30 protein-coding genes are annotated in these 24878 nt (G+C 70.4%); 13 read left to right on the top strand and 17 right to left on the bottom strand.

Features of this window, described 5'->3' with window-relative positions:
• Window positions 1-1161: 1161 nt before the first annotated feature.
• Window positions 1162-1428, top strand: a complete 267-nt coding sequence (locus BCL76_RS32955) for a protealysin inhibitor emfourin (RefSeq protein WP_109783023.1) — start codon at window positions 1162-1164, stop codon at window positions 1426-1428.
• 75 nt (window positions 1429-1503) lie between these two features.
• Here the strand turns inward: BCL76_RS32955 and BCL76_RS32950 are convergent, their stop codons facing one another.
• Window positions 1504-1767, bottom strand: a complete 264-nt coding sequence (locus tag BCL76_RS32950; RefSeq protein WP_309136876.1) for a DUF5133 domain-containing protein — start codon at window positions 1765-1767, stop codon at window positions 1504-1506.
• Between the two features lie 218 nt (window positions 1768-1985).
• Here BCL76_RS32950 and BCL76_RS32945 point away from each other — a divergent pair, with 218 nt between their 5' ends.
• Window positions 1986-2837, top strand: coding sequence for an RCC1 domain-containing protein (locus tag BCL76_RS32945; RefSeq protein ID WP_109783021.1), 852 nt, complete (start codon window positions 1986-1988; stop codon window positions 2835-2837).
• A gap of 359 nt (window positions 2838-3196) precedes the next feature.
• On the opposite strand, the gene BCL76_RS32940 is transcribed toward BCL76_RS32945, so the two are convergent.
• A complete protein-coding gene (locus BCL76_RS32940) occupies window positions 3197-3463 on the bottom strand; it encodes a DUF4235 domain-containing protein (RefSeq protein ID WP_109783020.1) in 267 nt (88 codons plus the stop codon).
• Window positions 3460-3774, bottom strand: a complete 315-nt coding sequence (locus BCL76_RS32935) for a hypothetical protein (RefSeq protein WP_109783019.1) — start codon at window positions 3772-3774, stop codon at window positions 3460-3462. The genes BCL76_RS32940 and BCL76_RS32935 overlap by 4 nt, the downstream gene beginning before the upstream one ends.
• Window positions 3775-4197: 423 nt before the next feature.
• On the opposite strand from BCL76_RS32935, the gene BCL76_RS32930 reads away from it, so the two are divergent.
• The 3 genes from BCL76_RS32930 (at window position 4198) to BCL76_RS32920 (ending at window position 5844) form a co-directional block, all read left to right on the top strand.
• Complete coding sequence (locus BCL76_RS32930) at window positions 4198-4779, top strand: DUF2231 domain-containing protein (RefSeq protein ID WP_109783018.1); 582 nt, start codon at window positions 4198-4200, stop codon at window positions 4777-4779.
• A gap of 217 nt (window positions 4780-4996) precedes the next feature.
• Window positions 4997-5158, top strand: a complete 162-nt coding sequence (locus BCL76_RS32925; RefSeq protein WP_037789996.1) for a hypothetical protein — start codon at window positions 4997-4999, stop codon at window positions 5156-5158.
• A gap of 317 nt (window positions 5159-5475) precedes the next feature.
• Window positions 5476-5844 carry a PRC-barrel domain-containing protein gene (locus tag BCL76_RS32920; protein ID WP_109783017.1) on the top strand — a complete coding sequence of 123 codons (369 nt, stop codon included), beginning with the start codon at window positions 5476-5478 and terminating at the stop codon, window positions 5842-5844.
• A gap of 143 nt (window positions 5845-5987) precedes the next feature.
• On the opposite strand, the gene BCL76_RS39275 is transcribed toward BCL76_RS32920, so the two are convergent.
• Both BCL76_RS39275 and BCL76_RS32915 read right to left on the bottom strand, forming a co-directional pair.
• The gene (locus BCL76_RS39275) at window positions 5988-6146 is read right to left on the bottom strand and encodes a hypothetical protein (protein WP_181382838.1); all 159 of its coding nucleotides are present in this window, start codon (window positions 6144-6146) and stop codon (window positions 5988-5990) included.
• 18 nt (window positions 6147-6164) lie between these two features.
• On the bottom strand, window positions 6165-6395 hold the full coding sequence (locus BCL76_RS32915; protein WP_109783016.1) for a DUF5133 domain-containing protein: 231 nt from the start codon (window positions 6393-6395) through the stop codon (window positions 6165-6167).
• 299 nt (window positions 6396-6694) lie between these two features.
• On the opposite strand from BCL76_RS32915, the gene BCL76_RS32910 reads away from it, so the two are divergent.
• Window positions 6695-7126: an NfeD family protein gene (locus tag BCL76_RS32910; RefSeq protein WP_109783015.1), complete on the top strand. Its 432-nt coding sequence runs from the start codon at window positions 6695-6697 to the stop codon at window positions 7124-7126.
• 2 nt (window positions 7127-7128) lie between these two features.
• Window positions 7129-8142 (top strand): SPFH domain-containing protein, encoded by a 1014-nt coding sequence (locus BCL76_RS32905; RefSeq protein WP_181382837.1) that lies wholly within the window; start codon window positions 7129-7131, stop codon window positions 8140-8142.
• A 135-nt stretch (window positions 8143-8277) separates the two neighbouring features.
• On the opposite strand, the gene BCL76_RS32900 is transcribed toward BCL76_RS32905, so the two are convergent.
• The 6 genes from BCL76_RS32900 to BCL76_RS32875 all read right to left on the bottom strand — a co-directional run bounded on the left by BCL76_RS32900 (window position 8278) and on the right by BCL76_RS32875 (window position 17108).
• Window positions 8278-9372, bottom strand: coding sequence for a carboxylate-amine ligase (locus BCL76_RS32900; protein WP_109783013.1), 1095 nt, complete (start codon window positions 9370-9372; stop codon window positions 8278-8280).
• A gap of 163 nt (window positions 9373-9535) precedes the next feature.
• Window positions 9536-11785, bottom strand: coding sequence for a prolyl oligopeptidase family serine peptidase (locus tag BCL76_RS32895; RefSeq protein ID WP_109783123.1), 2250 nt, complete (start codon window positions 11783-11785; stop codon window positions 9536-9538).
• A 57-nt stretch (window positions 11786-11842) separates the two neighbouring features.
• Window positions 11843-13624 carry an N-acetylglutaminylglutamine amidotransferase gene (locus tag BCL76_RS32890; RefSeq protein ID WP_109783012.1) on the bottom strand — a complete coding sequence of 594 codons (1782 nt, stop codon included), beginning with the start codon at window positions 13622-13624 and terminating at the stop codon, window positions 11843-11845.
• An 803-nt stretch (window positions 13625-14427) separates the two neighbouring features.
• Window positions 14428-15684, bottom strand: coding sequence for a multidrug effflux MFS transporter (locus tag BCL76_RS32885; protein ID WP_109783011.1), 1257 nt, complete (start codon window positions 15682-15684; stop codon window positions 14428-14430).
• A 3-nt stretch (window positions 15685-15687) separates the two neighbouring features.
• Window positions 15688-16332 carry an NAD(P)-dependent oxidoreductase gene (locus BCL76_RS32880; RefSeq protein WP_109783010.1) on the bottom strand — a complete coding sequence of 215 codons (645 nt, stop codon included), beginning with the start codon at window positions 16330-16332 and terminating at the stop codon, window positions 15688-15690.
• 23 nt (window positions 16333-16355) lie between these two features.
• The gene (locus tag BCL76_RS32875) at window positions 16356-17108 is read right to left on the bottom strand and encodes an MBL fold metallo-hydrolase (RefSeq protein ID WP_109783009.1); all 753 of its coding nucleotides are present in this window, start codon (window positions 17106-17108) and stop codon (window positions 16356-16358) included.
• An 81-nt stretch (window positions 17109-17189) separates the two neighbouring features.
• Between BCL76_RS32875 and BCL76_RS32870 the strand changes: the two genes are divergently transcribed.
• Window positions 17190-17819, top strand: coding sequence for a winged helix-turn-helix transcriptional regulator (locus BCL76_RS32870; RefSeq protein WP_109783008.1), 630 nt, complete (start codon window positions 17190-17192; stop codon window positions 17817-17819).
• Window positions 17816-18241 (top strand): hypothetical protein, encoded by a 426-nt coding sequence (locus BCL76_RS32865; RefSeq protein WP_109783122.1) that lies wholly within the window; start codon window positions 17816-17818, stop codon window positions 18239-18241. Before BCL76_RS32870 ends, BCL76_RS32865 begins: the two co-directional genes overlap by 4 nt.
• 311 nt (window positions 18242-18552) lie before the next feature.
• On the opposite strand, the gene BCL76_RS39270 is transcribed toward BCL76_RS32865, so the two are convergent.
• Entirely contained in the window at window positions 18553-18690 is a 138-nt protein-coding gene (locus BCL76_RS39270; RefSeq protein ID WP_181382836.1) for a hypothetical protein, read from the bottom strand.
• A 151-nt stretch (window positions 18691-18841) separates the two neighbouring features.
• Between BCL76_RS39270 and BCL76_RS32860 the strand changes: the two genes are divergently transcribed.
• The 3 genes from BCL76_RS32860 (at window position 18842) to BCL76_RS32850 (ending at window position 20321) form a co-directional block, all read left to right on the top strand.
• Complete coding sequence (locus tag BCL76_RS32860) at window positions 18842-19165, top strand: hypothetical protein (RefSeq protein WP_109783007.1); 324 nt, start codon at window positions 18842-18844, stop codon at window positions 19163-19165.
• Between the two features lie 245 nt (window positions 19166-19410).
• Complete coding sequence (locus BCL76_RS32855) at window positions 19411-19773, top strand: helix-turn-helix transcriptional regulator (RefSeq protein ID WP_109783006.1); 363 nt, start codon at window positions 19411-19413, stop codon at window positions 19771-19773.
• Between the two features lie 71 nt (window positions 19774-19844).
• Window positions 19845-20321, top strand: coding sequence for an STAS domain-containing protein (locus BCL76_RS32850; RefSeq protein WP_109783005.1), 477 nt, complete (start codon window positions 19845-19847; stop codon window positions 20319-20321).
• Window positions 20322-20471: 150 nt separating this feature from the next.
• Here the strand turns inward: BCL76_RS32850 and BCL76_RS32845 are convergent, their stop codons facing one another.
• From BCL76_RS32845 to BCL76_RS32830, 4 genes are all read right to left on the bottom strand, one after another.
• Window positions 20472-21134 carry a hypothetical protein gene (locus BCL76_RS32845; RefSeq protein ID WP_146228475.1) on the bottom strand — a complete coding sequence of 221 codons (663 nt, stop codon included), beginning with the start codon at window positions 21132-21134 and terminating at the stop codon, window positions 20472-20474.
• 306 nt (window positions 21135-21440) lie between these two features.
• Complete coding sequence (locus tag BCL76_RS32840) at window positions 21441-22703, bottom strand: DUF6357 family protein (RefSeq protein WP_109783003.1); 1263 nt, start codon at window positions 22701-22703, stop codon at window positions 21441-21443.
• An 80-nt stretch (window positions 22704-22783) separates the two neighbouring features.
• On the bottom strand, window positions 22784-23443 hold the full coding sequence (locus BCL76_RS32835) for a DUF6357 family protein (RefSeq protein WP_109783002.1): 660 nt from the start codon (window positions 23441-23443) through the stop codon (window positions 22784-22786).
• A 217-nt stretch (window positions 23444-23660) separates the two neighbouring features.
• A complete protein-coding gene (locus tag BCL76_RS32830; protein WP_109783001.1) occupies window positions 23661-24002 on the bottom strand; it encodes a hypothetical protein in 342 nt (113 codons plus the stop codon).
• 223 nt (window positions 24003-24225) lie between these two features.
• On the opposite strand from BCL76_RS32830, the gene BCL76_RS32825 reads away from it, so the two are divergent.
• Window positions 24226-24399 (top strand): CsbD family protein, encoded by a 174-nt coding sequence (locus tag BCL76_RS32825; RefSeq protein WP_109783000.1) that lies wholly within the window; start codon window positions 24226-24228, stop codon window positions 24397-24399.
• Between the two features lie 154 nt (window positions 24400-24553).
• On the opposite strand, the gene BCL76_RS32820 is transcribed toward BCL76_RS32825, so the two are convergent.
• The gene (locus BCL76_RS32820; RefSeq protein ID WP_109782999.1) at window positions 24554-24865 is read right to left on the bottom strand and encodes a VOC family protein; all 312 of its coding nucleotides are present in this window, start codon (window positions 24863-24865) and stop codon (window positions 24554-24556) included.
• Window positions 24866-24878 lie beyond the last annotated feature (13 nt).

The raw sequence follows: 24878 nt of genomic DNA, 5'->3' as shown, positions 1-24878 counted from the left end.
CGCCTTCGAAGACGCCCGGCGGGAAGCCGAGGACGCTCAGGCCCCGGCCGGGGCGACGGCGAAGCGAGCGACGCACCCTCACAGAACACCGAGGCCGGCCCAGAGGCGTGCGTTCCGGCACAACCCACCGAAGCACTGACGCGGCCCACCGTTTCGTCCGCGTCGGTGGCCGAGCCCAGCCCGAGCCGAGGCTCGGGCTGGCACCGGCATCTGCGGCCCGATCGACCGGCGTCAGCGGCGCGAGCCCGCGGCATGTGTTCGGCCGCAGCCACGGAGCGATCGGTCAGGTCCACCCCACCGCCCCGTCAGGTCCGCGATGCTTGCTTCGTCGGCCGCGGCGGCGACGAGCGCGGCTCCGACGCCTCGCGACGGAGATACCGGGTGACCACCGTGTCCAGAACGGAGCCGCCCCGCCGCGTTCGCCGGACGGGATGCCGGCCCAAGAGAGAGGCCCTGGTCGCGCCCGGCGTGGGCCTTCGGGCGTACGGTCCGGACCCTCACCGTCGGCGCGAAGTGTGTCCTGCGAGCGGCACACGGCGGGATGTCGGCTTCCGGGCGGCGTCCCCACCCTCTTCTCGACACCCACCCAGGAGATCGACCATCTGGTCCAGCACTCTGCCGAAGTCCTTCCACGGCCCCGTCCGGTCCGCGCGGTCGGCGGAGGGGCCCGTACCACTGAGGGTCGATGCGGTCGGCGTCATGGTGCACCTCGTTGTTCCAGCCGGCCCTCGTAGGGCCGGTCGTGCGCGCCGCGGGCGGCGTACGAAGCGTCTTCCCCGGCACCGACGGTTCATGCCGTCACCCGGGTCCGCCCCGCTAGGACCCGTCACACGGCTGTCAGGGCAGGGCAGGGATGCTGCGCCCGAATCCGTCGGCCCCGGAATCGAAATGGAGCGGCGCCGGTGACCGAGGCGACCGACATGCGCACGACCTCGCGCGGATGCTGGGCCGGGTGGGTTCGGCGGGTCTGTTCGGCCGGTTCCGTTCTCGTGCGGCGCGGCCTCTTTCGGACATTCTGCGCTCGCTGTCCGCGGGGCGGAGCATGTGGGGCTTTTGCGGGCAGGCGAAGGCTGACCACAACCGTGCACCGCCTCCGGGCGCCCGGCTCCGGCCGAACGCCCGTACAACCAGGCGGTGTTCTCTTCAAGGAGGTTCCACACCATGCTGATCACCGTCACACGCACCGGTGGATTCGCAGGCGGGGAGAAGACGGGTTCCCTGGAGACGGAGTGCCGCGCGGACGGGCCCGAGTTGGAGCGGCTGGCCGAGCGCGTGCTCACCGCTGAGGGTCCCGTGGGGCAGGAACCCATTCCCGACGGCTTCCGCTACGTCGTCCGCGTCGACAGCAAGCTGGTCGAGTTACAGGATCCGCACCTCACCGAGGACCAACGGCAACTGATCGACGCCGTTCTGGCCACGGCCGCCTGAGCGGTCGCCCGCCCGGAGGCATCGGGCGGGCGGTGCCGTACCGGCCCCGATCGGGGGCGGTACGGCACCCGCGGCCTATCCGGCCGCACGATGCGAGGAGCGGCCGGACCGTGCCATCGCCTCCGCGTCATTCACTTCACCGAGCCATGCGGTACTCAGCCGCTCTCGCGCCACGGCCAGCGCTGCGTCTATGTCCTGTGTCCCGGTCGACACGCACAGCGTGTAGACCACGTCCTCCATCTGCTGCCGCACCGGACGGCGGGACCCCGCGGTACGGAGCTCGGACTCCGTCTCGTACTCCGCCACCAGACCTGCCAACACGGTGGGGTGAGTCATCATCACGATCTCGCTCCTTCACACACGTCGCCGTCACGGGCGGCCCGCCGCCCCCGACGCGTCGACTGCCCCGGCACGGGCGTCCCATGCACCACAGGCGTCCCTGCGCGGCGCGCAGGACAGTCCTCGGCAGGACGGCTCGGACGGCGTCCGCCCCAGCACCGGGCCGAAGTAGGGTGGAATCTCATGTCCCGCGAACGTGCCGAGCGCAAGGAGGCGGAATGCTCGCCAACCCGTTGGCGCTGGCGGCCGGAAGGCGTCATTCGGTCGGACGGCGCCGGGATGGAACCGTTCTCGCCGTGGGCAATACCGCGGCCGGTGAATGTCGCGTCGAGCGATGGGAGGACGTCGTCGCGGTGGCGGCCGGGCTGGTCCACGCTGCGACGAACACCGGCAGGTCTCATACGGTGGGACTCCGGTCGGACGGCACGGTGCTGGCAACCGGGTGGAACGGCGATGGGCAATGTGACGTCGCCGGATGGCGAGGCGTCACGGCCGTGGCCGCAGGTTGGCGCCGCACGCTCGGTCTCCTCGCGAACGGCCGCGTTCTGGCAGTCGGCCGGAGTTCGGAAGGACAGTGCGACGTGCAGCCCTGGCGCGAGATGGTCGCTCTCTCGTGTGGTGACTGGCACTCGGTCGGCGTCCGGTCGGACGGCTCCGCGCTGGCGGCGGGGAACAACCGACGACGGCAGTGTGACGTCGAAGGGTGGCGTGACCTGGCCGCCATTTCGGCCGGGTATCTCCATACCGTCGGCCTCCGAGCCGATGGGCGGGCAGTGGCGACCGGCGACCGGGCCACCGGGGCGTGCGAGGTCGATGGGTGGGAAGACCTGGTGGCGGTCGGCGCGGGCAGCTACCACACCATCGGGGTCACTGCGTCCGGACGGGTCCTCGCAGCGGGGGACAACAGCTACGGACAGTGCGACGTCGGCGGTTGGCGCGACATCGTCGCCGTGGCGGCCGGTTCCACGCACACCCTTGGCCTGCGTGCCGACGGCACCGTCGTGAGCGCGGGGAACAATGCCGACGGACAGTGCGAAGTCGATGCCTGGTCCGGAATCCAGCTTCCATGAACCTTCTTCCGCACCCGTCAACTGGGCCGGCGCGCCCCCGCGGTGGTCGATCGTGCCCGGAGTGGTGGAGAGGGTCCGCAGCATCCGGTTGGCGGTCACGCAGCGAGCCGACCGTCTACGCCGAGCGCTGCGAGGACCCGGGAAGGGACCCGGGACAAGGTCCTGTTCGGCGCGAAGACCGTGATCGCGGCGATGACGGCACGGGTCTTGGCGCGCCGGCTGCTTCGCACCGTTCACCGCGCTGGTCGCCCCGTTCCGCGGGCGCGGCAGAAGGCACGCATGCCAGGTGACGGGGCCCAGGAGGGTCATGGCGGTGCCGGCCGCCGGATCGGGGTCAAGACGGCCGGCACCGCCGGGGGTCAGCCCGGCCAGGTGCCGGTCAGGCGCCGTACGGCCACGGCGCCCGATCGATCGACCGAGGCCTTGACCACCGCGAAGATCGCTCCCTGGAGCGCCGCGGCAATCAGGATCTGCTTCCACGTGCGGTCTTCGTCCGTGGCATTCGGGGCGTCACCCTCCCCCTCGATGATCTTCCACGCCTGTTTGAACACGGCGCCGGCGACCATGCCGCTCGCCGCCCCCAGGGCGAGCCCGACGGGCTTGTAGGCGACCTTGGAGGCGTTCATCGGCGACGTCCACGGCTGCGACGGACCAGTACCAGCGTGATGATCACAGCGCCCGCGACCAGGAGCGGAGTGCGGTTGACGCGTGCGACCGTCGCGACCCGACCGGCCTTCTCCAGCAGTGGGTCAGGGGACTTGTCCGCCGCGTACCGGCCGGCGCGGGTCGCACTGTCGTACACCTGCGCGGCGGCCTGGGCGGTCTTCTCCAGGACCGGGTCGGGGGTCCTGTCCCGCACCAGGTGGGCGGCTCGTCCTGCCTTCTCACGGATCTGATCGGCGATCAGCGAGGCCTTCTCTGCGGTTTCATGCTTCATGACAGCGGTCTTCTCCTTCGTATGGGCCTTGATGCCGACCGTGGCGGCGGCCGGAGCAGCGACGGTCCGGCCGAGTTCGGCGCGCGTGCGTTCGAGGTCTCGCGCCGCGGTGCGGGGGGCGGGGCAGCTCGGGAGCGGAAGGACCGAGGTCGCCCACCGAGCCGTCCACCTCGGGCTCCGCCGCTCGCTTCACGCTCCCTCCTCGATGAGATGTGCGTGCCGTGGTAGAGGGGCGCCTACCCCGCCATCGCCTCCACACCCGCCCACGAGCCGGAGCTCCGCGCAGGGCGGCAGGGGAACACGTCGGAGGACCGACCGGATCAGAACGACGGTGGAGAACCTGGCTCCCCCATGTGGAGGGCCTGTTCGGGTGCAGTCGAGGCCAGGGCGGGACGGCGGCACGGCGGCGGGTAGGCGTGGTGTATGCACTCACGCACTCTCGACACCTCGCCCGCGGCCGGGCCGACCGCGGCTCTCGACACGGCCTCGGCCTGCTGGCTGAAGACCCTGGACCGGCTCGAACGGACCACGATGGCCGATCCGGCCATCCGGGCGCTGCAGCGGGGAATCCGCGCACTCCCCCTGGGGGGCCTGCGCGATCTGCTGCGCGGCAGACCGCTGGGCCACCCTGTGCACCCCGTGCTCGTGCAGGTTCCCATCGGATGCTGGCTGTCGGCCTCGGTACTCGACGTCGTACCCGGAACACAGCACGCGTCGACCACCCTGACCGCCGTCGGACTGGCCGGAGTCGCCCCCGCGGCGGTGGCCGGCTGGGTGGACTGGGCGGACCTACCACCCGAGCAGGCCCGGGTCGGCCTGGCCCACGCGGCTTCCAACGCCGCCGCGGTGGTCTGCTACGCGACATCCCTGACAGCACGCCTCCGCGGCCGCTCCGCGAAAGGCCGACTGTGGGCCCTGGCCGGAATGACGGCCGTAGCCGTCACCGGTGCGCTGGGCGGGCACATGGCCTACCGCCAGGCCCTCGGAGCGCATGCCGCCGGATGAGGGAGCTGCGCTCCCACTCCGACCCCTCACGCTTGGGGACGGGTCCGATCGGCGCAACGAGTCCTTTTCCAGCTGGATCGACCCCGACACAGCTCCGCCATATCGCAGGAGAATGCAGGCGGAATCTGCTGCCCAACCATCAGGACGAGAAACGAACGAAAATCGAGCGCATGCCCTCGGTGCGGTCGGGCACACGGTGCTTCGGAGGTTGATAACTATGGTTCCCCTGCTTCTTGTTCTTCTGCTGGTCCTTCTCCTCTTCGGCGCGGGTTTCGCGGTGAAGATTCTTTGGTGGGTGGCGATCGCAGTCCTGATCCTGTGGCTGATCGGTTTCGTCGCCCGACCCAAGGGAGGTAGCGGCCGCTGGTACCGCTGGTAGCCGTAGGACGGAGCGCAGTTCAGACACTGCATGGCGGTGGCCGGTCATCCCTTCCGGGAGCGACCGGCCGCCGCCATGTCGTCGTCGCCGGGACCCTCGCAAACCCGTGACGCGGCACAGGGCCTACCGACCATCCAACGATCGGCGGCCGCTCCGGTGCCATATGTCGATCCGGGTGCGTGAAGTCGCAAAGGCGGGGAAGGCGAAATCCAGGCGGATTGCAGCAGAACCGCCGAACACGATGTACGGAACAGGGAGGGTCGGGTGGAGCGTTCGCCTTTTCGCCGTCTCCCGTTGACCGGAGGAGTTGTTTTCGCGTGACTGAGCATGTGTGGAGTTACCAGCCGACTTCCGGCCATCTGGCCGGCACCGATCTGACCGGTTACAAGGTCGAGGCGACCGACGGCAGCATCGGCAAGGTCGACAAGCACTCCGACGAGGTCGGTGACGCCTACCTGGTGGTCGACACCGGCGTATGGATCTTCGGCAAGGAGGTCCTGCTGCCGGCCGGCACCGTCGTCAGGATCGACCCGGAGGAGCGGAAGCTCTTCGTCGACCGCACCAAGGAACAGATCAAGGACGCACCCGAGTTCCACCGGGACAAGCACCTCGGCGACGCCGGCTACCGGGCGGACCTGGGAACGTACTACGGCACCGGCACGCCCTTCGGCGGCCGACCCGCCTGATCGCCGTCCTGCGCGACGACGCCGGTCCCGACAACCAGAAGGGTGTCGGGACCGGCGTCGTCGCGCCGTTTCGAAGTCGATGGGGACCCGCGTCCGATCCTTCGACACCGACCAGGCCGGAGGGGATTCGACGGTTCCCGCCGTCAGCCGGGTGACCATGGCGTGGGGGTGGTGGTGGCCGTACGCCGGATGTTGCTCTCACTCGCGTACGCGATGCCGTCCGCGTCGACCAGCCCGTCGAGCCCGAAGGGCCCGCTGTAACCGTGGTCGACGAGGTGGCGGCCGAGCCCCCCCTTGCCCACCCGCTGACGGCCGAACGATCAGCCTGAGACGAGCACGGAGTCGTCGAGGGCACCCGTGCCCGGCAGGCGGTGGCGGGTGGCTATGAGGGCGGCGTGCACGTCCGTCGTACCGGTGGCCACGCAGAGCGCCCGCTCGACGTCCTCGATCTCCTTGCGCACGGGCGATTCGCCTTCCGCGGCGTCGATTACGGACAGTGCCCAGTAGCGGTTGACGAGGCCGGGGAGCACGGCCGGGTGTGCCATCAACATCGGTGCTTGCCTTTCGCCGCGGATTCGAATCGTGGCCGTCGCCTACCCTCCCGATCACCCTTGAACCGTTGAACCGGTCCACGGCGAGGCCGGGCGCCTCGGGCCGCTCGCGAGGGTCGATACGCCAAACCGACAGGCGTTACCCCAGGCGGGTGTCCAGGTACCGGAACCATGACGGGCTCTTGCGGCCGCCGAGGTTCACCGACCGGATTTCGTACAGGTGCAAACGGGTAGATTACGTACGAGTAGGGCGGACCGTGTCCGTATCACCCCGGGCCGCTCCGTGCGGAGGAGGCTTCGTGGAGCCGTGGCTGATGTGGCTGATCGCCGCAGCGGGGTTGGCCCTCGCGGAGGTGTTCACTCTCACCGCCTCCTTGGGATTGCTCGCCATGGCTGCGGCGGTCACCGCAGCGGCCGCCGCCCTCGGGCTCCCCGTGACGTGGCAGTTCTTGGTGTTCGCCCTCCTCGCCACGCTCAGCGTGCTCTTCGTCCGCCCCTTGGCGCTGCAACGTCTTTCACCGCGCGAGGAGGCACGGTTCGGCGTGGAAGCGCTGGTGGGGAAGCCCGCCTATGTGATCAGTGAGGTGTCCTCGCAGGGCGGCACGGTCCGCATCGGGGGCGAGGTGTGGACCGCTCGGGCCTACGACGAGACGTCGGTCATCCCTCCGGGAGCGGTTGCCGACGTGGTGGAGATCAGTGGCAGTACCGCATTCGTCTACCCCAGGGAGTGACGATGGAAGGCTGGGCCGTCGCCGGCGTCATTGTCGCGATCTTCGCCGTCTTCACCGTGGTTCGGGCCGTGCGTATCGTGCCTCAGGCGCGCGCCCGCAATGTGGAGCGGCTCGGCCGCTACCACCGCACGCTGAGACCGGGTCTCAACATCGTCATCCCCTACATCGACCGCGTCTATCCCGTGATCGATCTGCGGGAGCAGGTCGTCTCCTTCAAACCGCAACCGGTCATCACCGAGGACAACCTTGTGGTGGAGATCGATACCGTCCTGTACTTCCAGGTCACCGACCCGCGGGCGGCCGCCTACGAGATCGCGAACTTCCTCCAGGCCGTCGAACAGCTCACGGTCACCACCCTGCGCAATGTCGTGGGATCGATGGACCTGGAACGAACCCTGACCTCCCGCGACACCATCAACAGCCAACTCCGGGGCGTGCTGGACGAAGCAACCGGCAAATGGGGCCTGAGGGTCAACCGCGTCGAGATCAAAGCCATCGATCCGCCCCAGTCGATCAAGGACGCGATGGAGAAGCAGATGCGAGCGGAGCGGGACAAGCGCGCCGCGATCTTGGGAGCCGAAGGACAACGACAGTCGCAGATCCTCACCGCCGAAGGGGACAAGCAATCTGCCGTCCTGCGCGCCGAGGGGGCCCGAACGGCCGAGATCCTCCGGGCCGAGGGTCAGTCCCGTGCCATCGACGAAGTGTTCCAGGCTGTGCACCGCAACGACCCCGACCCCAAACTGCTCGCCTACCAGTATCTTCAGGCACTGCCCCAGCTCGCCCAAGGACCGGGCAGCACGTTGTGGGTCATTCCCGGGGAGGTCACCTCCGCGCTCCAAGCCGTCAGCCGAGCCTTCAGCGAAGTGCTCCCCGCGTCACCGGTCACCCACTCCACCCCTACGGAGGACAGAGCGAACCAGGCCGCCGCCGACGCCGCTCAAGCAGCCGAAGCCGCCGCACAGGCCCTTGCGGATGCCGCCGAAGCCGATCCCACGTCCGGGCCGCTGCCGTAGGCGGGACGACGTCGGGAGCGGATGCGTGGCAACAAGGCGCTGCCGGGCCTCGGGCACGGGCGCGGAGTGTGGACCGCGACCGGGTCTCGCTGCGGTGTGCGGGTGTGCGGGCAGCAGGTGCGCTCAGGTCGGGTTTCAGTCGGGCGTGGTGGTGCCGGTGATCAGGTCGATCAATCCTGTCAGCCCGCCGTCGGCCAGGGCTCGGCGCTGACGATCGGCGGGGGTACCGTCCCGGAGCAGTCGGTGGACCAGCGCGTCCACTTCACGCAGGTCGCCGGCCTCCTCCAGCGCGGGAGTGATGTGCTGGAGCAGCGAGCACAGGGCGTCGCCGCTACTGCGCGGGAGCCCGTCTCGGCCGACCAGGGTGCTGTTCAGGCCGTGCCGGGCAGCGTGCCAGTTGGCGGCGTGCAGAATCTCGGGCTCCCACGGAGTCAGTTCCACGCCGGCCTTCTCCTCGGCGATCGCGGTGGCGACCAGCGCCCGGACGACAGCGGCGAGCATGACGGCGTCATCGGCCCGAAGCTGCACGTCCAGGCACCGCACCTCGACCGTGGGATAGCGATCGGACAGCCGCGCCTGCCAGTAGACCTGGGCCCTGTCCGCAATCACTCCTGACGTCACCAACGCGTCCAGGCGGCGTTCGTAGTCGGGGTATCCGTCGAAATGCGGGGGTGGACCGCTCACGGGCCACCGGCCGAACACGATGGTTCGCCAACTCGCGAAGCCGGTGTCCAGCCCGTCCCACAGGGGCGAGTTGACGGACATGGCCAGCAGCGTCGGGAGCCACGCCCGGGTCCGGTTCAGTACGGCGACTGCGGTCTCCGGGTCGGGAACTCCCACGTGGACGTGCATGCCGCAGATCAGCTGCTCGTCCACCAGCTGCCCGGCCTCGACCTCCATCCGCAGATATCGCCGCGTCGGGGTCACCGGCACCGGCTGCGTCCCGCGCACCGGGGCCACTCCCGTGGCGGCGATGCGACAGCCGTTCTGCTCGGCGGCCGACGCCAGCGCATGCCGAAGACGCAGGAGATGACCACCGACCTCCTCCAGGCTCCAGCACACCGGTGTCGCCACCTCGACCTGGGCCTGGAGCAGCTCGTCCTGAACCTCGCCGCGCTCCGCGAAAGCTCCGAGACCGGCCGCGCGGCTCACGTCCTCCACCAGCGGTACCGGCACCCCCGTGACCGGATCCACCAGCAAATACTCTTCTTCCACGCCCAGACTGATCACGTCCTGCGGATACCCTGCCTCTCCATGATCACCCCCCGAGGCTTTCACAGGAGCGGTCCACTCGCGCCGCGCCGGCCGATGGGCACCGACTCGGGCGAGGCGCATGACGTAGGTCTGCGCGATCCCCGCACGGGCAGGCCACAGGGTCGCCGCTCCCGCGCCGTCAGGGGGTCGGGTTGCTGCCGAGGTACCGCTCCAGCCAGTCCGCGGCGGCCCGGCGGTAGAGCCTCCTGTTGTCCGCCCGCAGGAATTCATGGCCCTCGTCGCGCAGCGTCAGCTGTCGTGCCGGCACCCCGCGGCCGCGTGCCGCGCGGATGAATTGTTCCGACTCCGTCGGCGGCACGTTGGTGTCGTGTTCTCCGTGGACAGCCAGCACGGGCGCGCGCAGTTGATCGATGCGGCTCATCGGGGAAAGGGCGCGCAGCAGGTCCCGGTCGCGTGCGGGGTGGCCGTATTTGGCGATGGCCGACTGGGCGATCCACGGTTCGGTTCCGGCGAAGAAGGTGGCGAAGTCCGACATCCCGCAGACCGCGACCCCGGCGCGGAAGAGGTCCGGATGCCGGACGAGGGAGGCCATGGTGAGGTAGCCCCCGTACGAGCGGCCCATCACTCCCAGGCGTACGGGATCGGCGTAGCCGAGCGCCACCACGTGTGCGGCGCAGTCGGCGACGTCGTCGATCGCCGCGAACCGGCCGGCGCCGAGGTCGGCGTCCACGAAGGACCGGCCCCAGCCGGAGGAGCCGCGGACGTCCGGGGCGAACACGTCCAGGCCCCTGCCCAGGAGCTCGTGGTAGAGCGGGCTGAACACCGGTCGTTCCTGTTCCTCGGGTCCGCCGTGGAGGTGGATGACGCAAGGGGCCGGCCGGCCGGGATCCCGGTCGGGCGCGCGGTAGTACCAGCCTCCCAACGTCAGCCCGTCCCGCGCTCGGCAGCGCAGGGGCACCGGGCGGACCGGAGGCCGCCCGGGGGGTACGGCGTCCTCGTCGCGGGCCGACCAGCCGGCCCGCGCGGGCATGAGGCCTTGGTCCAGTTCCCAGATGCCGGGCCTGCGCCGGGACCCGGCGAGCGCGGCGAACAGGCCGCCGCGCTCCAACGGCGCCATGCGGGTCACCACCTCGTGCGGCAGGACCGGCCGGTGCCGTGGTTCCGCGCCGCCGTCCGCGTCGGTGACGGGGAGGCCCGTGCTCTCCAGTTCGGTGGCGCCGTGCACGTTCCAGGCCAGAAGCGCCCACCTGCCGTGGTCGGGCACGCTCAGCAGGTCGAGGGCGGTCTCCTCGCGTTCGACCGCTACGGAGACGCCCCTGCTCGCTCCCTGCTCGTCCAGCCGGACCCGCAGGAGGGCCGCGAACTCGCGGTCCGCGTCGCTGCGCAGCCACACCGTCCGCGCGTCGGCGGAGAACCGCCCGATCCAGGGATCCCCGTCGGCGACGTGCAGGGAGAAGGTGGTGCGGCCGGAGGCGGTGTCGAGCACGAGGGCCTCGCGTCGGCCGCGCGGCCCTCGGCGGACGAGTGCGAAGCGGCCGTCCGGGCTCGTGTCGCACACGCGCAGCGATGCCGCGCCCTCCTCGCCGTAGAGGAGTACGGGCGCGTGCGCGCCCTCCGGGTCGACCAGGTAGGCGGCCAGCCCACCGCCGCGGACCTGGACGAGGTCCGGGACCGGGCCGAGCGCCGCGGACGCCGACGGTGCCCGGTCGCGTCGCGGGAGGGCCCGGTGCGCCGCCGTGCCTTGGAGGAGGGTCGCCGTGGCGCCGCGTTCGGCCCGGTCCGCGCCGGGGCCCCGCACGCCGGCCGCCGGCGCACCGTCGACGTCGGACGGGAGGTGTCCCGCCCCGGTGTGCTCCGCCCCCGACACGGAAGGCCGGGCGACCGTGACCGCCAAGGCTGTGCCGTCGCGGGTCCAGCACCCGAGGTGTGCGGAGCTTCCGGGCTCGGCTCCGGCAAGCACCTGTCGTCCGGTTCCGTCCGGGCGCACCACCAGGACGCGGGTGTGCTCGCCGCCGCCCGGCGCCGATGTGTAGGCGATCCAGCGCCCGTCGGGGGACCAGGAGACCTCGGTCACCGGATCGGGGTCACCGTCCAGTGTGTGGGCTTCGGTCCCCCGGGCGGGCCCGCTCCACAGCTGGGGGACGCCGGCCCGGTCGCAGATGAAGGCCACGTGCTCACCGGTGGGGTCCGCCGAGGGATACCAGCATCCGTGGGCGGTGAGCAGGGTGGGTGGGTCGGCGCTGAGATGGTCGGGCATCCGCACCGGTACGGGCGCCGGCGCGGGCACCGGTACGGGCGCGGGCACGGGCGCGGGCGCCGGCGCCGGCGCGAGGGGCGCGGCGTCGGTGCCCCTTGTGTCAGGGGCCGCCGCGGTCCCGCCCGCCGTACCGGGCGCGTGATGCACGAGGTTCGTCCGCTCCAGGGGCATGGCCACCTCTCCCAGGCTTCCGCTTACCGGGTGTTCCCACCACTCGGTCCCGTCATTTCACCGGATGCCGTGCGCCTGGAGCCAGATCTCCAGTGTCGCCACCTGCCACAGGGTGTTGGCCCCGCGCCGGGCGCGGTGACGGTTGGGGGCCGCGAGCAGCTCGTCCACGAGCCGCTCGTCGAAGATCCCGCGTCGGCGCGCTTCGGGGGCCGTGAGGGCGTGCCGCACCCGGGCCAGCACGGGCCGGGCCATGTTGCGCACCGCCGGGACGGGGAAGTATCCCTTGGGGCGGTCGACGACCTCGCGGGGCAGTACCGTGCGTCCGACGTCCTTGAGCACGGCCTTGCCGCCCTGCGCGAGCTTCAGGCCCGGCGGACATGCCGCCGCCAGCTCCACGAGGTCCTGGTCCAGGAACGGCACCCTGGCCTCCAGTCCCCACGCCATCGTCATGTTGTCCACGCGCTTGACCGGGTCGTCGGGCATCAGCGCGTGCACGTCCATGCGTAGGGCGGCGTCGAGAGCGGTATCGGCTCCGGGGGTGGCCATGTGACGTCGGACGAAGTCCCTGGAAGCGTCGTGGTCGACGGCGAGGTCCGGGTGGATCATCGCGGTGAGGTCGGCGTGCGTCCGGTCGAAGTATGCGCGGGCGTAGGCCTCGTCCGCTCCGGATCGGGTGGCGGAGGCGATCTGCGGGTACCAGTGATACCCGGCGAAGACCTCGTCAGCGCCCTGGCCGCACAGGACGACCTTGACCTCCTTCGAGACCTGCTCGGAGAGCAGGTGGAACGCCACGGCGTCATGGCTGACCATGGGCTCGCTCATGGCCCCGATCGCGGCCTCCAAGGCTGTGGGCAGCCGGTCGGAGGTGATCAGGAACTGGTGATGGTCGGTCGAGAACCGCCGAGCGACGAGGTCCGAGTACAGGAACTCGTCGCCGTCCTCGCCGTTCTCCTCCTCGAAGCCCATGGCGAAGGTCGGAACGTCGTCGCGTCCCTCCTCCGCGAGCATGGCCACGATCAGGCTGGAGTCCAGTCCGCCGGACAGGAGCACGCCCACGGGAACGTCGGCGACCGTACGCCTGCGCACCGCCGTACGCAGCGCCTCGTGCACGGCCTCCCGCCAGAGGAACGGATCGTCCCCGAGTTCGGAACGCCTGGTGTACGAAGGCTGCCAGTAGCAGTGGTCGTGGCTGGTGCCGTCGGGCTCGACGACCCGGACGGTGGCCGGCGGGACCTTCCGTACGCCCGCCAGTACGGTGCGGGGTGCGACCACCGTGCCGTGCCAGCTGAGGTACTGGTGGAGGGCCACCGGGTCGATGGACGTGTCCACTCCCCCGCCCGCCAGCAGGGCGGGCAGCGAGGAGGCGAAGCGTAGGCGGTCGGCGTCCTCGGTGACGTAGAGCGGCTTGATGCCCAGCCGGTCACGGCCCAGGACGACACGGCCGGTTTGGTGCTCGGCGACGGCGAAGGCGAACATGCCGACGAGGAGCTCGACGCACTCCTTGCCCCATTCTGCGTACGCCTTGACGACGACCTCGGTGTCGGAGTCCGAGAAGAAGCGGTAGCCGAGCCTTTCGAGTCGGGCGCGCAGCTCGCGATGGTTGTAGACGCAGCCGTTGAAGACCATGGTGAGGCCCAGCTCCGGGTCGACCATGGGCTGGCCGCCGCGCTCCGACAGATCGATGATCTTCAACCGTCGGTGGCCGAAGGCGACCGCCGCCTGGGACCAGGAACCTCTACCGTCGGGGCCCCGCGGCTCCATCGCATCGGTCATACGTTCGACAGCGGCAAGATCGGGGCGCGCGCCGTCGAACCGTATCTCTCCGCTCAGGCCGCACATGAGGCACCTCCCCGGGCCTCGGCGCCTCGGGATGCCCGGGAGACTCCGCTCTTCTCGGAGGGCCAGGTCGCGTACACCATACGTCTGCACTCCTGTGCCGGTTCGGCCGGCACGTACGAGCCGGTCCGAACGGGCGATCGACATGTCCCGCACCTGCCCGCACCTGGGTCTTTCAAGCCCGGCGCCGGCGCGATCGGCGTGGCGGGCGCCGCCGCCGCGCCCCTGCCGCAGGGGCCTGCGTCCTGCCCGCCAGAACCGGCCGGGGCACGGGTTCCGAGGCCGGGGAGCGGATCTCGACGCGGCGGATCCAAGGGACACGGCCCCGCCTGACCGCTGTCCCGCAGGACGACGCCTTCCAAGCCGTCGTCGCGGTCGCGGTCGTCGCGGATGTCCCGGCCCTGGGAGCTGCTCGCTCCGCAGACCCGTGAGCGGCTGGTGCGGCAACGGGAGGCAGCGGATGAATCCATCATCTCACTGTGGGCATCAGAGGCATCATGACCCTTTTACTGCTGTTCCTGCTTCCTGTTGCGCTGTCCCTCGTCCTGTTGACGACAGCGAGCCATCACCATCGTGGTCGCCACCGCGACACCCGCTGACATCCGGAGCCACCACCCACCGTCCGCCGCCGCCGACCGTGCGCCTCCGACGGCTGCGGGTCGTTTCGGGCTCGGGCTCAGCGTTCGCACACGAGTTACGTCGCTTCCACACCTTCGCGCCCTATCCGGCGGGTGAGCGCGCTGGGCCGGGCCGGGGTGGGGTGGGGTGGGTGGGGCCGAGGGATGTGGATATGTCCGCGGTCATGGTCAGCAGCAGCCCTTCTCGATGTGCCGGCGCGGTCGCCGGTGCCCGGCAGGTCCCTGGCGAGGCGGCCTGCGAGTGCGTTCACCGGGCATCGACCGGGTGAGGACGCCGAGTGTGAGCAGAGCGAGCGCCGGCAGCACGGCGACGATGATTCCCATCGGCAAGGCGTCGGTGGCGCCACCCGCGCCGGCCAGCGGAGCAACTGCCCCGCCGATCATGAACTGGCTGAAGCCGAGCAGAGCGGCGGCCGACCCGGCGTGTGCGCCGTGGTCGGCCAGGGCCAGGGCCGCGGCGTTCGGCATGACGAGGCCCACGCTGGAGACCAGGACGAACAGGCCGATCAGGAGCGCGGGCAGGGGTGCCCCTGTCAGCACCGCGCCCAGGACCGCGGCGCCACCGGCTGCCGCGCCCAGCAGACCGGCGAGCAGCAGCACGCGGGCGCCGGCCCGGGCCACCAGCAGGCCGCTGATCTGGGCGGCCGCAACGAGTCCGGCGGCGTTGACGGCGAACACGGCGCTGTACTGCTGCGGTGACAGGCCGTGGATTTCCTGCAGGACGAACGGCGAGCCGGAGATGTAGGCGAACATCGCCGCGAAGACCAGGCCGTTGGCCAGGACGTACCCGGTGAAGACCCGGTCGCCGAGCAGCTGCCCGACGACAGCCGGCAGCGGCCGGCGTGACGCGGAGGACCGGGTCTCCGGCAGTCCTGCGGCGGAGGCCGCCAGCATCACGGCGCCGAGTACGGCCAGGGCCACGAAGATTCCGGGCCAGGCCGTGACGCGCAGGAGCTGGCCGCCGAGGACCGGTGCGAACACCGGCGCCAGGCCGGTGATCAAGGTCAGTGCGGAGAAGAGACGTGCGGTGCGGGTTCCGGAGGTGCGGTCGCGGACCATGGCGTTGGCGATGACGATGCCGAACGCCCCGCCGATGCCCTGGACCAGGCGTAGGCCGACCAAGGTCCGGACGTCGGGCGCCACCGCGCAGAGCGCGCTGGCGATCGTGTAGAGGGCGAGGCCCGCCAGCAACGGACGCCGCCGGCCGTAGGTGTCGCTCAGCGGCCCGGCGATCAGCTGCCCGATGGCCAGCCCGGCCAGGCAGGCGGTGATGGTGAGCTGGGTGGCCGCGGCGCCGGCGCGCAGGTCGCCGGCGAGGTCCGGCAGTCCGGGCAGGTAGCCGTCGATGGACAGTGGTCCCAGGGCCACGAGCGCTGCGAGCAGGACGATGAATCGGGTGTGCCGGCCGGCGGCGTCGTTGCTCATGGCTCAGTACGCCACGGTGATGCGGCGGCGGATCGCGGTGCCGCTCTCGATCGTGTCGGCCAAGGCGATCGCGTAATCGGCGTACGAGATGCGGCTGTTGCCGTCGTCGTCGGTGAGCAGGGTGTCCCCGGCGCTGCGGTAAGACCCGGTCCGCTCGCCCGCTCCGATGACTGCGGCGGGCGACACGTACGTCCAGTCGAGGTCGTGCACGCCGCGGTAGAGGTCGAGCGCTTCGGACTGGGCCTCGGCGTTGGCCTTCCACATCGCGGGGAAGCCCGGGTCGTCCATGACCCGGGCGCCGGTCGGCGTGCGAAGGCTACCGGCACCGCCGATGGTGACCAGGCGGGTCACGCCGGCTCGGCGGAGTCCGTCGATCAGCGCACGGGCGGCACCGACGATCGTGGCGCGGTCGTTCTCCTGGCCGATCCGGGGGCCGACGGCCGACAGTACGGCGTCGTGGGAGGCGGCGAGGCCAGCGACCGCGGCGGCGTCGGTGACGTCACCGGTGGTCACGGTCAGGGCCTTGTGCCCCAGTCCGTCGATGTGGCCGGCTCGGGTGACCGCGGTGACGGTGTGGCCGCGGCGCAGTAGTTCCTCGGTGGTGGGCCGGCCGATGTTGCCGCTGGCTCCGAACAGGACGATCTTCATGTGTTGCTCCTTGTTTCTGCTGGTCACAGGACGGGCTGGCCGTCGGCGACGATGGCCGCGGTGATGCCGCGCTCGTCGGCGGCGTGCTGGAAGCGCTGCTCGATGTCGGGTTGTTCGGTGTAGAACGGCGGGTTGTGGAACAGGCCGTAGTGCATGGCGCAGACGGTGCCGGCGCCGAGTGCGACGGCGGCCTCGACGCCCTGCTCGGGGGTCATGGTCGCCGGGACGTTGGCCGCGTAGCCCTCGAAGTGGGCGATGACGCCGTTGACCGGGACGAACGCGACGTCGAACGGGCCGTGGTCGCGGGCGATCTGCCACCAGCTGCCGTGCCACTGGGTGTCGCCGCAGTGGATGACCCGCCGGCCGGCGCCTTCGACGACCCAGGCGACCTGGTCACAGTCGTTGCCGCGCCAGTCGAGCGAGGTCACCGGGGTGACGGTCAGCTCTCCGATGCGGCGTGACCGGCCCAGGTCCTGGGCGACGGGGGCGATGCCCGCCTCGTGCAGCGCTGCCGCGCTCGGGGTGTGGCAGCCGATCGTGCCGGTGGCCGCGATCCGGGCGATCAGGTCGTGGTCGAAGTGGTCGGGGTGCAGGTGGGTGATGAGGGCGTGGGTGCCGGGCGGGGTGTCGACCGGGTCGACCGGCCGGTGCGGCGGCCCCATCACCGGCGCCAGCGGAGCGACGTTCTCGAGCGGGTCGATCAGCATGCGGGTGTCGCCGAGACGGATCTCGACGCCGGCCCAGGCCAACCGACGCACGGAAAGGGTGGGAGTCATGGGCAGCGACGCTAGACCGACCTTGTTGAGAAAGTCAACAAGAGAGTTTTGAATCTCAACACTGCGATGTAGAGTGGTGGCATGCGCACCTACGGGCAGTACTGCGGCATCGCGAAATCACTGGACACCATCGGCGACCGATGGACCTTGCTGATCGTCCGTGAACTGCTCGCCCTGGGTCCTTGCCGGCACACCGACCTGCGCAACGGGCTGCCCGGGATCGCCAGCAACCTGCTGGTCGACCGGCTCCGCGAGCTCGAGGAAGCCGGCCTGATCCTCCGCGAGGCCGCCCCGCCGCCGGTGGCCACCACCCTGTTCTCCCTCACCGAGCGTGGCCGCGAGCTGGAGCCGGTGCTGCGGGAGCTGAGCCGGTGGGGCGTGCCGCTGTTGCGCGAGCCGGGCGGCAACGACACCTTCCGCACCCACTGGCTGGACATGCCCGCCCGGGCACTGACCGACCACCGCCCCGACCAGCCGGCAATCGCCCTGCAACTGCACGCCGACGGCAACGAGGACCTGGTCATCGAAGTCAAGGACGGCTCGGTGCACACACATGCCGGCCGGGTCGACCACCCCACCGCGTCACTGACCGGACCGCCGCACCTGCTGGCCGCCACCCTGCTCGGCGACCTCGATCTGAGCGCCGCGGTACAGCAGGGCCTGCGGCTCAGCGGCGATCACGAGGCAGTGCTGCGCATCCTGCCCCGCTGATCGACCGGCCGCCCGCGAGCCTGCGATCTCAACCCCCTGGGGTCAGCGAGAAGACCGTGGCCGCGCTGGGCGCATTGACCAAAGCACCGGAGACGACCGAGCGGGCGCGAGGGCACCTCTACGGATTCCATCAGCTGACGGGGACCGCCGACTTCCAGCTCGACGATGCCGTCAGGCTGCTGCGAGAGGCGGACCACCAGACGCAGGCCCGCCAGGTCGAGTGGGAGGTCTTCGGTAGGAACGGCATCCCGGAACACTGGGCCTTCCAGAACGTCGAGGCGTACAACAACTCCTACTACCGGCCCTTCGCCGGTATCGAGCAGGACATCGTCGCCCAGCCGGCCGGCGGCCGCGACCACCTTCACGAGGCACGCCTGAAGGAGCTGCGCCGCACCAACGGGCACCCCGACCACACCTGGTAGCGCCACGGCGCGGGCGAGACACCGCAGGGGTGCGCCCGAAGCATGCAATGCGCCCCGAAACATGTGGCACCCATGGGTCGGACCCGCCGTGGCGGCGTGGCGGCCACGTGGAGGAGGTGACGCTCGGGCCCGCAGGGCGCCGAAAGGGGAGGGTGGGAGCGCCGCTGCGGGCTGTCAGGCGGCGAGGCCGCTCGGCTGCCGCCTGTCTCCAACCGTACGGCGAGACCAGATCAGCCGCCGGGTTGTCCCGGGGCGGCCGACTTCGATCCCCGCGTCACCGTCCTCGGTGCGGGGCATCAGCGAGGACCAGGTCAGCGCAGCCCACACCCCCGGCTGCCGGTCTCCTCGATGCGGTGGTCGCCGGCGGAGTGATCGATGTCGACGGCCAGGACGGGGATGTCGTGGTGGCGGGCGTCGGAGACGATGACGGCTCTGCCTCGCGCCGGCATGAAGACCGCCGAGCCGTGATCTTCTCCGCCCGCCCGATCCTGACGGTCCCCTGCCCTTTTCGCCGTGCGGGAGGCATCCCGGCAGGTGTGACCGCGCCCGCGACGGCCGGAGCGGTGGCCCAGCCGGTGGGCGGGCTCAGAGGTCGGGTCGGTGGCGGGGGTCCAGGACGAGGAGCTACTGGCCGCCTCGGGTTTCGACGGCGAATCCGGCGTAGCGGAAGGCTGCGGCGAGGGCGAGGCCGAAAGCGTGGCGGAGCCCTGGCATGTCCTATCCGTTGCCGGGCCGGCCGCGGCGGGGCCCGCGTCGCCGGGCGCGGACGCGGACGCGGACGCGGGGAAGCTGTTGGGGCATCCGGCCGACCATCACGCCGCGCGCGTGCCGCACCATGTGCACACCCTCGTGCCCCGCAGCCGGTCCGACGAACCCGGCTTCGGTGAGGACAGCGCGCACTGCGCTCAGGAACTCGCTGTCTGATCTTCGTCCACGCTCCGCACCGTAGGGGGCCCGCGGTCGGCCTGACCAGCGACAGTCCGTGCTTGATGCGGATGGCGAACGGGATCCGATTCGGCCCGGCCACACGGCTTGCCAGGCGCCGTGGGACCTTCGTCCACGCCAGGTTCACCACACCCAGGACTCGCCCCCGTGCGACTGAGCGCAGCACTTGATTCCTGCAACTTAGGTCTGGCGAAACCGGAATCTCGCGTCCTATAATTCAGGGCATGGAATCGGTCGAGTCACGGACCAGCTGGACTTTCGTCACCAACCACGCCCGGATCCTCGCGATGCTCCTGCGAGATCCGGAGGTGCGGATGCGCGAGATGGCGGCGGCCTGCCAGATCACCGAACGCGCTGTCCGCGCCGTGATCACCGATCTGGAGAGCGCCGGCTATCTCACCCGCGCCCGCCATGGTCGCCGCAACCACTACCAGGTCACCGACGGCACCCTCTTTCGCCACCCCGCCGAAGGACCGCACGAGATCGGCCACCTGATCAGGCTCCTCGCCGATCTGGAGCCCTCGCCGCCGCCGGCCACCGGGCAACCCGGCCCGGAGACCGCCCCGGACACCTTCCCGCGCCCCTGACCCCACGACACTCGCCGGCGCCCTGCGGTCGGCCCTCACGAGTCGACCCGATCGCTGAAGGGAGCGAAGCCATGACCCAGTCCGACCGCGAGCGCGATCCCCGCGAAGCCCTGCCCACAGTCGTCGTCGCCGTCCACCCCGGGCCACGACGAACCCGGGCCCAGGTCACCGGCGAGCTCGACGCGGACAACCATCACGATGTGCAGGCCACTCTCGACGAGGCCCTCGATGCCAGCACGACCGGCCTCGACCTCGACCTGTCGGCCCTGACCTTCTGCGACAGCGCCGGCCTCCACCTCCTCCTCAACCTCCACCACACCGCAACCACCACCGGCAAGACCCTCGTCCTGCACACACCCCGCCCCCAGCTCACCCGCCTGCTCGACGTCACCGGCACCACCGTCGTCTTCACCATCCACACCCCACCCGCACACCCCTCCGATCCCCATGACGGGCGTCACTCCGCCAAAGGCAGCGATGGGACAGGGCCTTCCCACCGCCGGCCCCACGCCGTCGACCCCGCCATCGCCTACGACGACGAACCCTGACGGTGAGTTGAGGTGGCGAGTGTGCGCGTCGAGCGCGGGGTGAAGAATGCACCCGCTCGGTGCAGGGCAGGGACTGTTCCGCTGCTCGGAGGGCGGCATCGACGGCCGCCATGCGCCGGGCGTGTCAGCCGTGGCCGATCGCCGCCGTTCTCACCAAGGGCTCCGCACCCGAACCCCGAGGGCCCGGACGCGGTCCTGGGCCTGCTGGTCGAGCTTCAGCAGCAGGTCCTCGCCGACCACCCCGTCGCGCCGCCAGATGGTGCAGAGGGTCTCCAGACCCGCTTCGGCGACCTCCGGCTCCGCGTCGGCCGCGGTCTGCACCAAGGCTTCGACGACCGGCCTGCCCCGCAGTCCCGCGACCGCCCGCGCCATCCGGGCCCGCTGCTCCGCGGGGACGGCCGGGTCGGCGAGCGAGCGCAGCAAGTCCGCCGTGTCGCGAGCGTCCTGGCAGGGCAGCACCCACACCACGTACACAAGCTGAGCGCCGAGCACGATCAGGTACTGGAGCGGCACGAGCAGGGCCACGGGCAGCAGCAGGACCAAGGGCAGCACGATCCACCCGCCGCCCTGGATCCGCGAGGCACCACCGGTCGGCGGCTCGAACCGCCGACCGGCCAGCAGAACGAGTACGAACATGGTCAGGAGCGTCAGGAGCGGCACCACGACCAGCCCCACTCCCAGCCCCGTGCCGAACGACGACCAGAAGGGATCGTCGCCCAGAACGGGCAGCACCAGGGCCGCGACCACCCAGCCGAGGGCGGCCGTCATGACGTAGCGCCGCAGGCAGACCAAGAGCCATCTTCCCGTGCTCATCGCAGCCTCTTCATCTCAGCAGCTCTTCGCACGGGCAGACATGATCCCCCATCACCCACGTGCCGCAGGTATCCCACACTGCCACGCCGACGCTTGATCCAGATATTCAAGGCGCAAACGTAAGTGGCACTTCAACGGTGAGACAAGTAGCTCCCGTCGGCTCATCTCCGACCGGCGGCAACCTGCCAGGTCTCAGTCGGGGCCAAGGGTGCCATGCCACGACATGCCCTGCCATGCCATGCGATACCGAGTCGGGTCCGCGTGCCTGCGGCGGGGCAACGCCCCGTGCGTGGGCTCCCGCTGGGACTACCGGGCGTCGCGCCGCCGGCGCGCGCGCTCGAACTCGGCGACATCGGACATCCAGGGACCGTGCTGTTCGAGTGCGGCGTAGCCGCCGCGGACGAAGGCGCTCACCAGATTGCGGTACCCGCCGATCCCGTCGACCAGTCCGTACTCGACCCGGTACTCCGGATCCGCCCCGCCCTCTCCCTGGCGCAGGGTCGTGATCCGAGCGATGGAGTCCGCATAGAAGTGGAGCTGGATCCCTTCGCCCATCTCCTCGTCCTCGATGGTGAACACCTCGTTGTCCGCGGCGGAGCGTTCGCCGACGAACTCCCAGAACTCCGCAGTGGCGGTGCGGGGACCGTCCCGTAGCCACTTCTTCTCGGCGCCCTTGTCATCGGTGAACGACAGGGCCGTCCTGCTCGTGCTCCCACCGGAGTCGGGGTGGTGGCCGGCAGCCTCCTCGTCATCCTCCAGGGGTGTGTTCCTGGAGCGGTGCGCGGCCTCCGAGCACATCAGGAAGCCCACGGTACGCACCGCGTCGTCGACGAGTTCGGGGTGTGCACGGCGCACGGCCGCTTCGACCGTCGCCTCCATCCGGCTCCAGTCGCGCTTGTCCGTGGCGCGCCTTCCCCGTCGCGGATCGCGGCCGATCCGCATCCCGGCGCACGCCTGCTCCGCGGTGGCGATCACCCGCATGACCTCGGGCAGCAGTGCGGGGTCCACGGCATCGGGCGTCCGCCTCGGAACCGTCGCGCCGTGCAGATACTGGCCCGTGTACTTCAGAATCGCGGCGTCGAGTGGACCGAGTACGGTTCCTCGCTCGGCGCGACGGCGGTCCGCGTAGTACTCCTGAGCTCGCTGCCCGTTCGACGTCTCCGTCGCCGCGCGCATCGCCGCGCATACCTGACCGCGCTCGAGCAGACCGGTGTCGGCCCCGTGGGCGACGAGCCGGCTGCTGTTCCACCGGATGCGCCGGAAGAGCGCGTCGACGTCGGCGGGTTCGGCAAGGAGGATCGGGTCCAGGAGCGCGACGGCCGCGTCCTCGTCGAGCCGGCCCCGGGTTCCGGCGGCATCGCACAGCGGAAGGACCGCACTCCACAGCAGCAGGTGCCTGGCGAGGTCCTCCCGGATCACCGCAAGATGGGCTTCGCCGATCGGGAACGTGAAGGTGCGGGGCTCGTGGTTGGCGTCGGCCCCGGCACCGAGCATGAGCTTCAGTTCGCCGTCCTCGCGGATCACGTTGGGTATCCAGCCGCTCATGCGCGTGAAAACTATGTCTTTCATGGACTCAGCCTTCTTCGGAACGGGACCGGCCGGCACCGTGATGTTGCGGCTGCTCCACCTCGCACGACCTGTTCACGAGTTCACGACCACCGCACGAATTCGGCGTCGAGGCGTGGGTCGGTGCGCACCCAGACTTCGCCGCCGGAGGCGGCGGCCTCGGCCGGAGCGTCGACCCGTTCGATACCTAGGAACTCGATCAACTTGAGCAATTCGGCCCGGTCGGCTCGGTCATCGTCGACACCATGCGAGTCGAAGAAGACGTAGTACCGGTCACTCGGGTCCACGCAGCCCGAATCTGCCCAGATCCGAGCGACTTCTTCGATCGCCGCGGCTTCCGTCGTGAACGTGGCGGCGCGGGCGGCACCGCGAGTCTCCGGTGAGGCGTCGAGATCGGCCAGGTCGGCGAACCACTGGCCGAAGCGGTCGAGACCGGCATATCCGTTCTCGAAGAACAGCATTGCGCTCGGAAGGTAGCGATTGCCCCTGTCGACCCGGAGGTATTCCGAGCGAGGCTGGTCCGCGTCCTGGATCCGGGAAATCACACCTTTCCCGGGCATGAGTACCAGACTCTGCCCCGACGCTTCGTCATTGATGGTGTAGGTGTCGGAATCTCGATCGCGGAAGAACGCCGAGAACGCTACGTAGGCCTCCTGAGGGTCACCCACGGAGACCTGTTGGTCGTTGCCGTCGCCGACAGCGAAGACGAACGGTTTCGGTCCGGGGTGGTAGGGGCGAGCCATATGCGTCCTTCGCTCACGTGTGACAGCTCCACCAGGGTAGTCGAAGCAGAACGGACGGATCTGCCGTCCATCGCCGGCGAACGGCCGGGAGAACCGGCAGGCCCGCCTCATAGCCGCGGGCCACGGGCAGGCCCTTGGATACGCACGCTGTATCCGACCTGACGGGCGCCGTGAGTACGCGGGGTTGCGCTGCTGCGGCAGATGAATCCGCCCGGCGTCACAGGGAGTGGTAGTAGTTGCCGACCGCGGACAGATAGCGGTGGTCGGCGGTCTCGCTGTCCGTGGTGAACCGGGGAGCGGCTTTGATCTGCTCCCGGCCCGGTGCGACCTTGACCGTCCGCGCGTCGGTGTCGATAGCGGTGACGACACCGGCGGGAATCAGGACACTCCGGCCGAACACCCACACGCCCGTGTCGACCACCAAGTGCTGCGTGCCGGGCTGGTCCTGCTGGCGGTCCACGTGGCCGACGACGCCGTCAGCGGCCTCCACGGTGAAACCCACCAACGACTGCCGGGACGTATAGCCGCTGTCCTGCCTGTACATCCACACGCTGCTCACAGATCTGTCCTCTCACCCTCGAACATCAGGCCTCGGGAGCCTCCTCGGCTCGTGTCTCTCCCCCTCGTTCCCTGGCAGGCCCCCGGCAATCGAGAGCTGCGGTGACAGTCGTCATCGAGACGGCCGTACGAGCCACGTGCTGTTGCCGGACCTGTTTACGAGAGTCTTCAGCGGCCATACGGGGTTTCGTAAGGCGTTGGCACCCAAGAGGGAGTGATCAGCTGTGTCTGGTGAGCAGAAGACCGAGGCGAAGGTCGAGCAGGCCAAGGGCAAGCTCAAGGAGGCCGCCGGCCGCCTGACGGGCAACGAGCGGCTGACGGCCGAGGGCCGCGCCGAGCAGGCCACGGGCGACGCCCGTGAGGCCAAGGAGAAGGTCAAGGACGTCTTCAAGCACTGATCGTCACGCGGCAGGGCCGGGACCGCAGGAACGGGGTCCCGGCCCTGCCGCTGCTGCGCGTACTGCCCCCGCGCAGGTCGAGCGGTGGGATCACGCCGGAGCGGCCCAGGTGCAGCAGGTGGGCGAGGCGCGCGGCGGCCCTTTCACCCACACATCACGTTGAGGCTGCGCCGACGCAGAACTCGTTGCCCTCCGGGTCGGCCATCAGGACGTGGTGTCCGTCGAACTTCTCCAGGATGGTCCCACCCGCCTCCACCAGGCGTTCGGACTCCGACGTGATCCGCACCCACCGTTCGTCGGAACTGCCGTGTCCTGGCACTCGGACGTCGATGTGCAGCCGGTCCTTTGCCGTCTTGGGCTCGGGGACCTTGAGGATGCAGAGGCGCGGGCCCAGGGCCGTCTTCCAGAAGACGGCAAGAACCTGCGTATCCGCACCATCCAGCGTCAGATCGATCGTGGCTGCCATGGAGGGACGGTAC

It is taken from the genome of Streptomyces sp. CG 926 (assembly GCF_003148825.1).
Lineage (GTDB): Bacteria > Actinomycetota > Actinomycetes > Streptomycetales > Streptomycetaceae > Streptomyces.
This window is presented reverse-complemented; position numbering and strand designations above follow the sequence as displayed.

What these genes read in the sequence shown, in the direction of transcription:
- BCL76_RS32955 (WP_109783023.1), top strand. Translation starts at nt 1,162, where the DNA reads ATGCTGATCACCGTCACACGCACCGGTGGATTCGCAGGCGGGGAGAAG.
- BCL76_RS32950 (WP_309136876.1), bottom strand. Translation starts at nt 1,767, where the DNA reads ATGATGACTCACCCCACCGTGTTGGCAGGTCTGGTGGCGGAGTACGAG.
- BCL76_RS32945 (WP_109783021.1), top strand. Translation starts at nt 1,986, where the DNA reads ATGCTCGCCAACCCGTTGGCGCTGGCGGCCGGAAGGCGTCATTCGGTC.
- BCL76_RS32940 (WP_109783020.1), bottom strand. Translation starts at nt 3,463, where the DNA reads ATGAACGCCTCCAAGGTCGCCTACAAGCCCGTCGGGCTCGCCCTGGGG.
- BCL76_RS32935 (WP_109783019.1), bottom strand. Translation starts at nt 3,774, where the DNA reads ATGAAGCATGAAACCGCAGAGAAGGCCTCGCTGATCGCCGATCAGATC.
- BCL76_RS32930 (WP_109783018.1), top strand. Translation starts at nt 4,198, where the DNA reads ATGCACTCACGCACTCTCGACACCTCGCCCGCGGCCGGGCCGACCGCG.
- BCL76_RS32925 (WP_037789996.1), top strand. Translation starts at nt 4,997, where the DNA reads ATGGTTCCCCTGCTTCTTGTTCTTCTGCTGGTCCTTCTCCTCTTCGGC.
- BCL76_RS32915 (WP_109783016.1), bottom strand. Translation starts at nt 6,395, where the DNA reads ATGTTGATGGCACACCCGGCCGTGCTCCCCGGCCTCGTCAACCGCTAC.
- BCL76_RS32905 (WP_181382837.1), top strand. Translation starts at nt 7,129, where the DNA reads ATGGAAGGCTGGGCCGTCGCCGGCGTCATTGTCGCGATCTTCGCCGTC.
- BCL76_RS32895 (WP_109783123.1), bottom strand. Translation starts at nt 11,785, where the DNA reads ATGCCCCTGGAGCGGACGAACCTCGTGCATCACGCGCCCGGTACGGCG.
- BCL76_RS32890 (WP_109783012.1), bottom strand. Translation starts at nt 13,624, where the DNA reads ATGTGCGGCCTGAGCGGAGAGATACGGTTCGACGGCGCGCGCCCCGAT.
- BCL76_RS32885 (WP_109783011.1), bottom strand. Translation starts at nt 15,684, where the DNA reads ATGAGCAACGACGCCGCCGGCCGGCACACCCGATTCATCGTCCTGCTC.
- BCL76_RS32880 (WP_109783010.1), bottom strand. Translation starts at nt 16,332, where the DNA reads ATGAAGATCGTCCTGTTCGGAGCCAGCGGCAACATCGGCCGGCCCACC.
- BCL76_RS32875 (WP_109783009.1), bottom strand. Translation starts at nt 17,108, where the DNA reads ATGACTCCCACCCTTTCCGTGCGTCGGTTGGCCTGGGCCGGCGTCGAG.
- BCL76_RS32870 (WP_109783008.1), top strand. Translation starts at nt 17,190, where the DNA reads ATGCGCACCTACGGGCAGTACTGCGGCATCGCGAAATCACTGGACACC.
- BCL76_RS39270 (WP_181382836.1), bottom strand. Translation starts at nt 18,690, where the DNA reads ATGCCGGCGCGAGGCAGAGCCGTCATCGTCTCCGACGCCCGCCACCAC.
- BCL76_RS32855 (WP_109783006.1), top strand. Translation starts at nt 19,411, where the DNA reads ATGGAATCGGTCGAGTCACGGACCAGCTGGACTTTCGTCACCAACCAC.
- BCL76_RS32850 (WP_109783005.1), top strand. Translation starts at nt 19,845, where the DNA reads ATGACCCAGTCCGACCGCGAGCGCGATCCCCGCGAAGCCCTGCCCACA.
- BCL76_RS32845 (WP_146228475.1), bottom strand. Translation starts at nt 21,134, where the DNA reads ATGAGCACGGGAAGATGGCTCTTGGTCTGCCTGCGGCGCTACGTCATG.
- BCL76_RS32840 (WP_109783003.1), bottom strand. Translation starts at nt 22,703, where the DNA reads ATGAAAGACATAGTTTTCACGCGCATGAGCGGCTGGATACCCAACGTG.
- BCL76_RS32835 (WP_109783002.1), bottom strand. Translation starts at nt 23,443, where the DNA reads ATGGCTCGCCCCTACCACCCCGGACCGAAACCGTTCGTCTTCGCTGTC.
- BCL76_RS32820 (WP_109782999.1), bottom strand. Translation starts at nt 24,865, where the DNA reads ATGGCAGCCACGATCGATCTGACGCTGGATGGTGCGGATACGCAGGTT.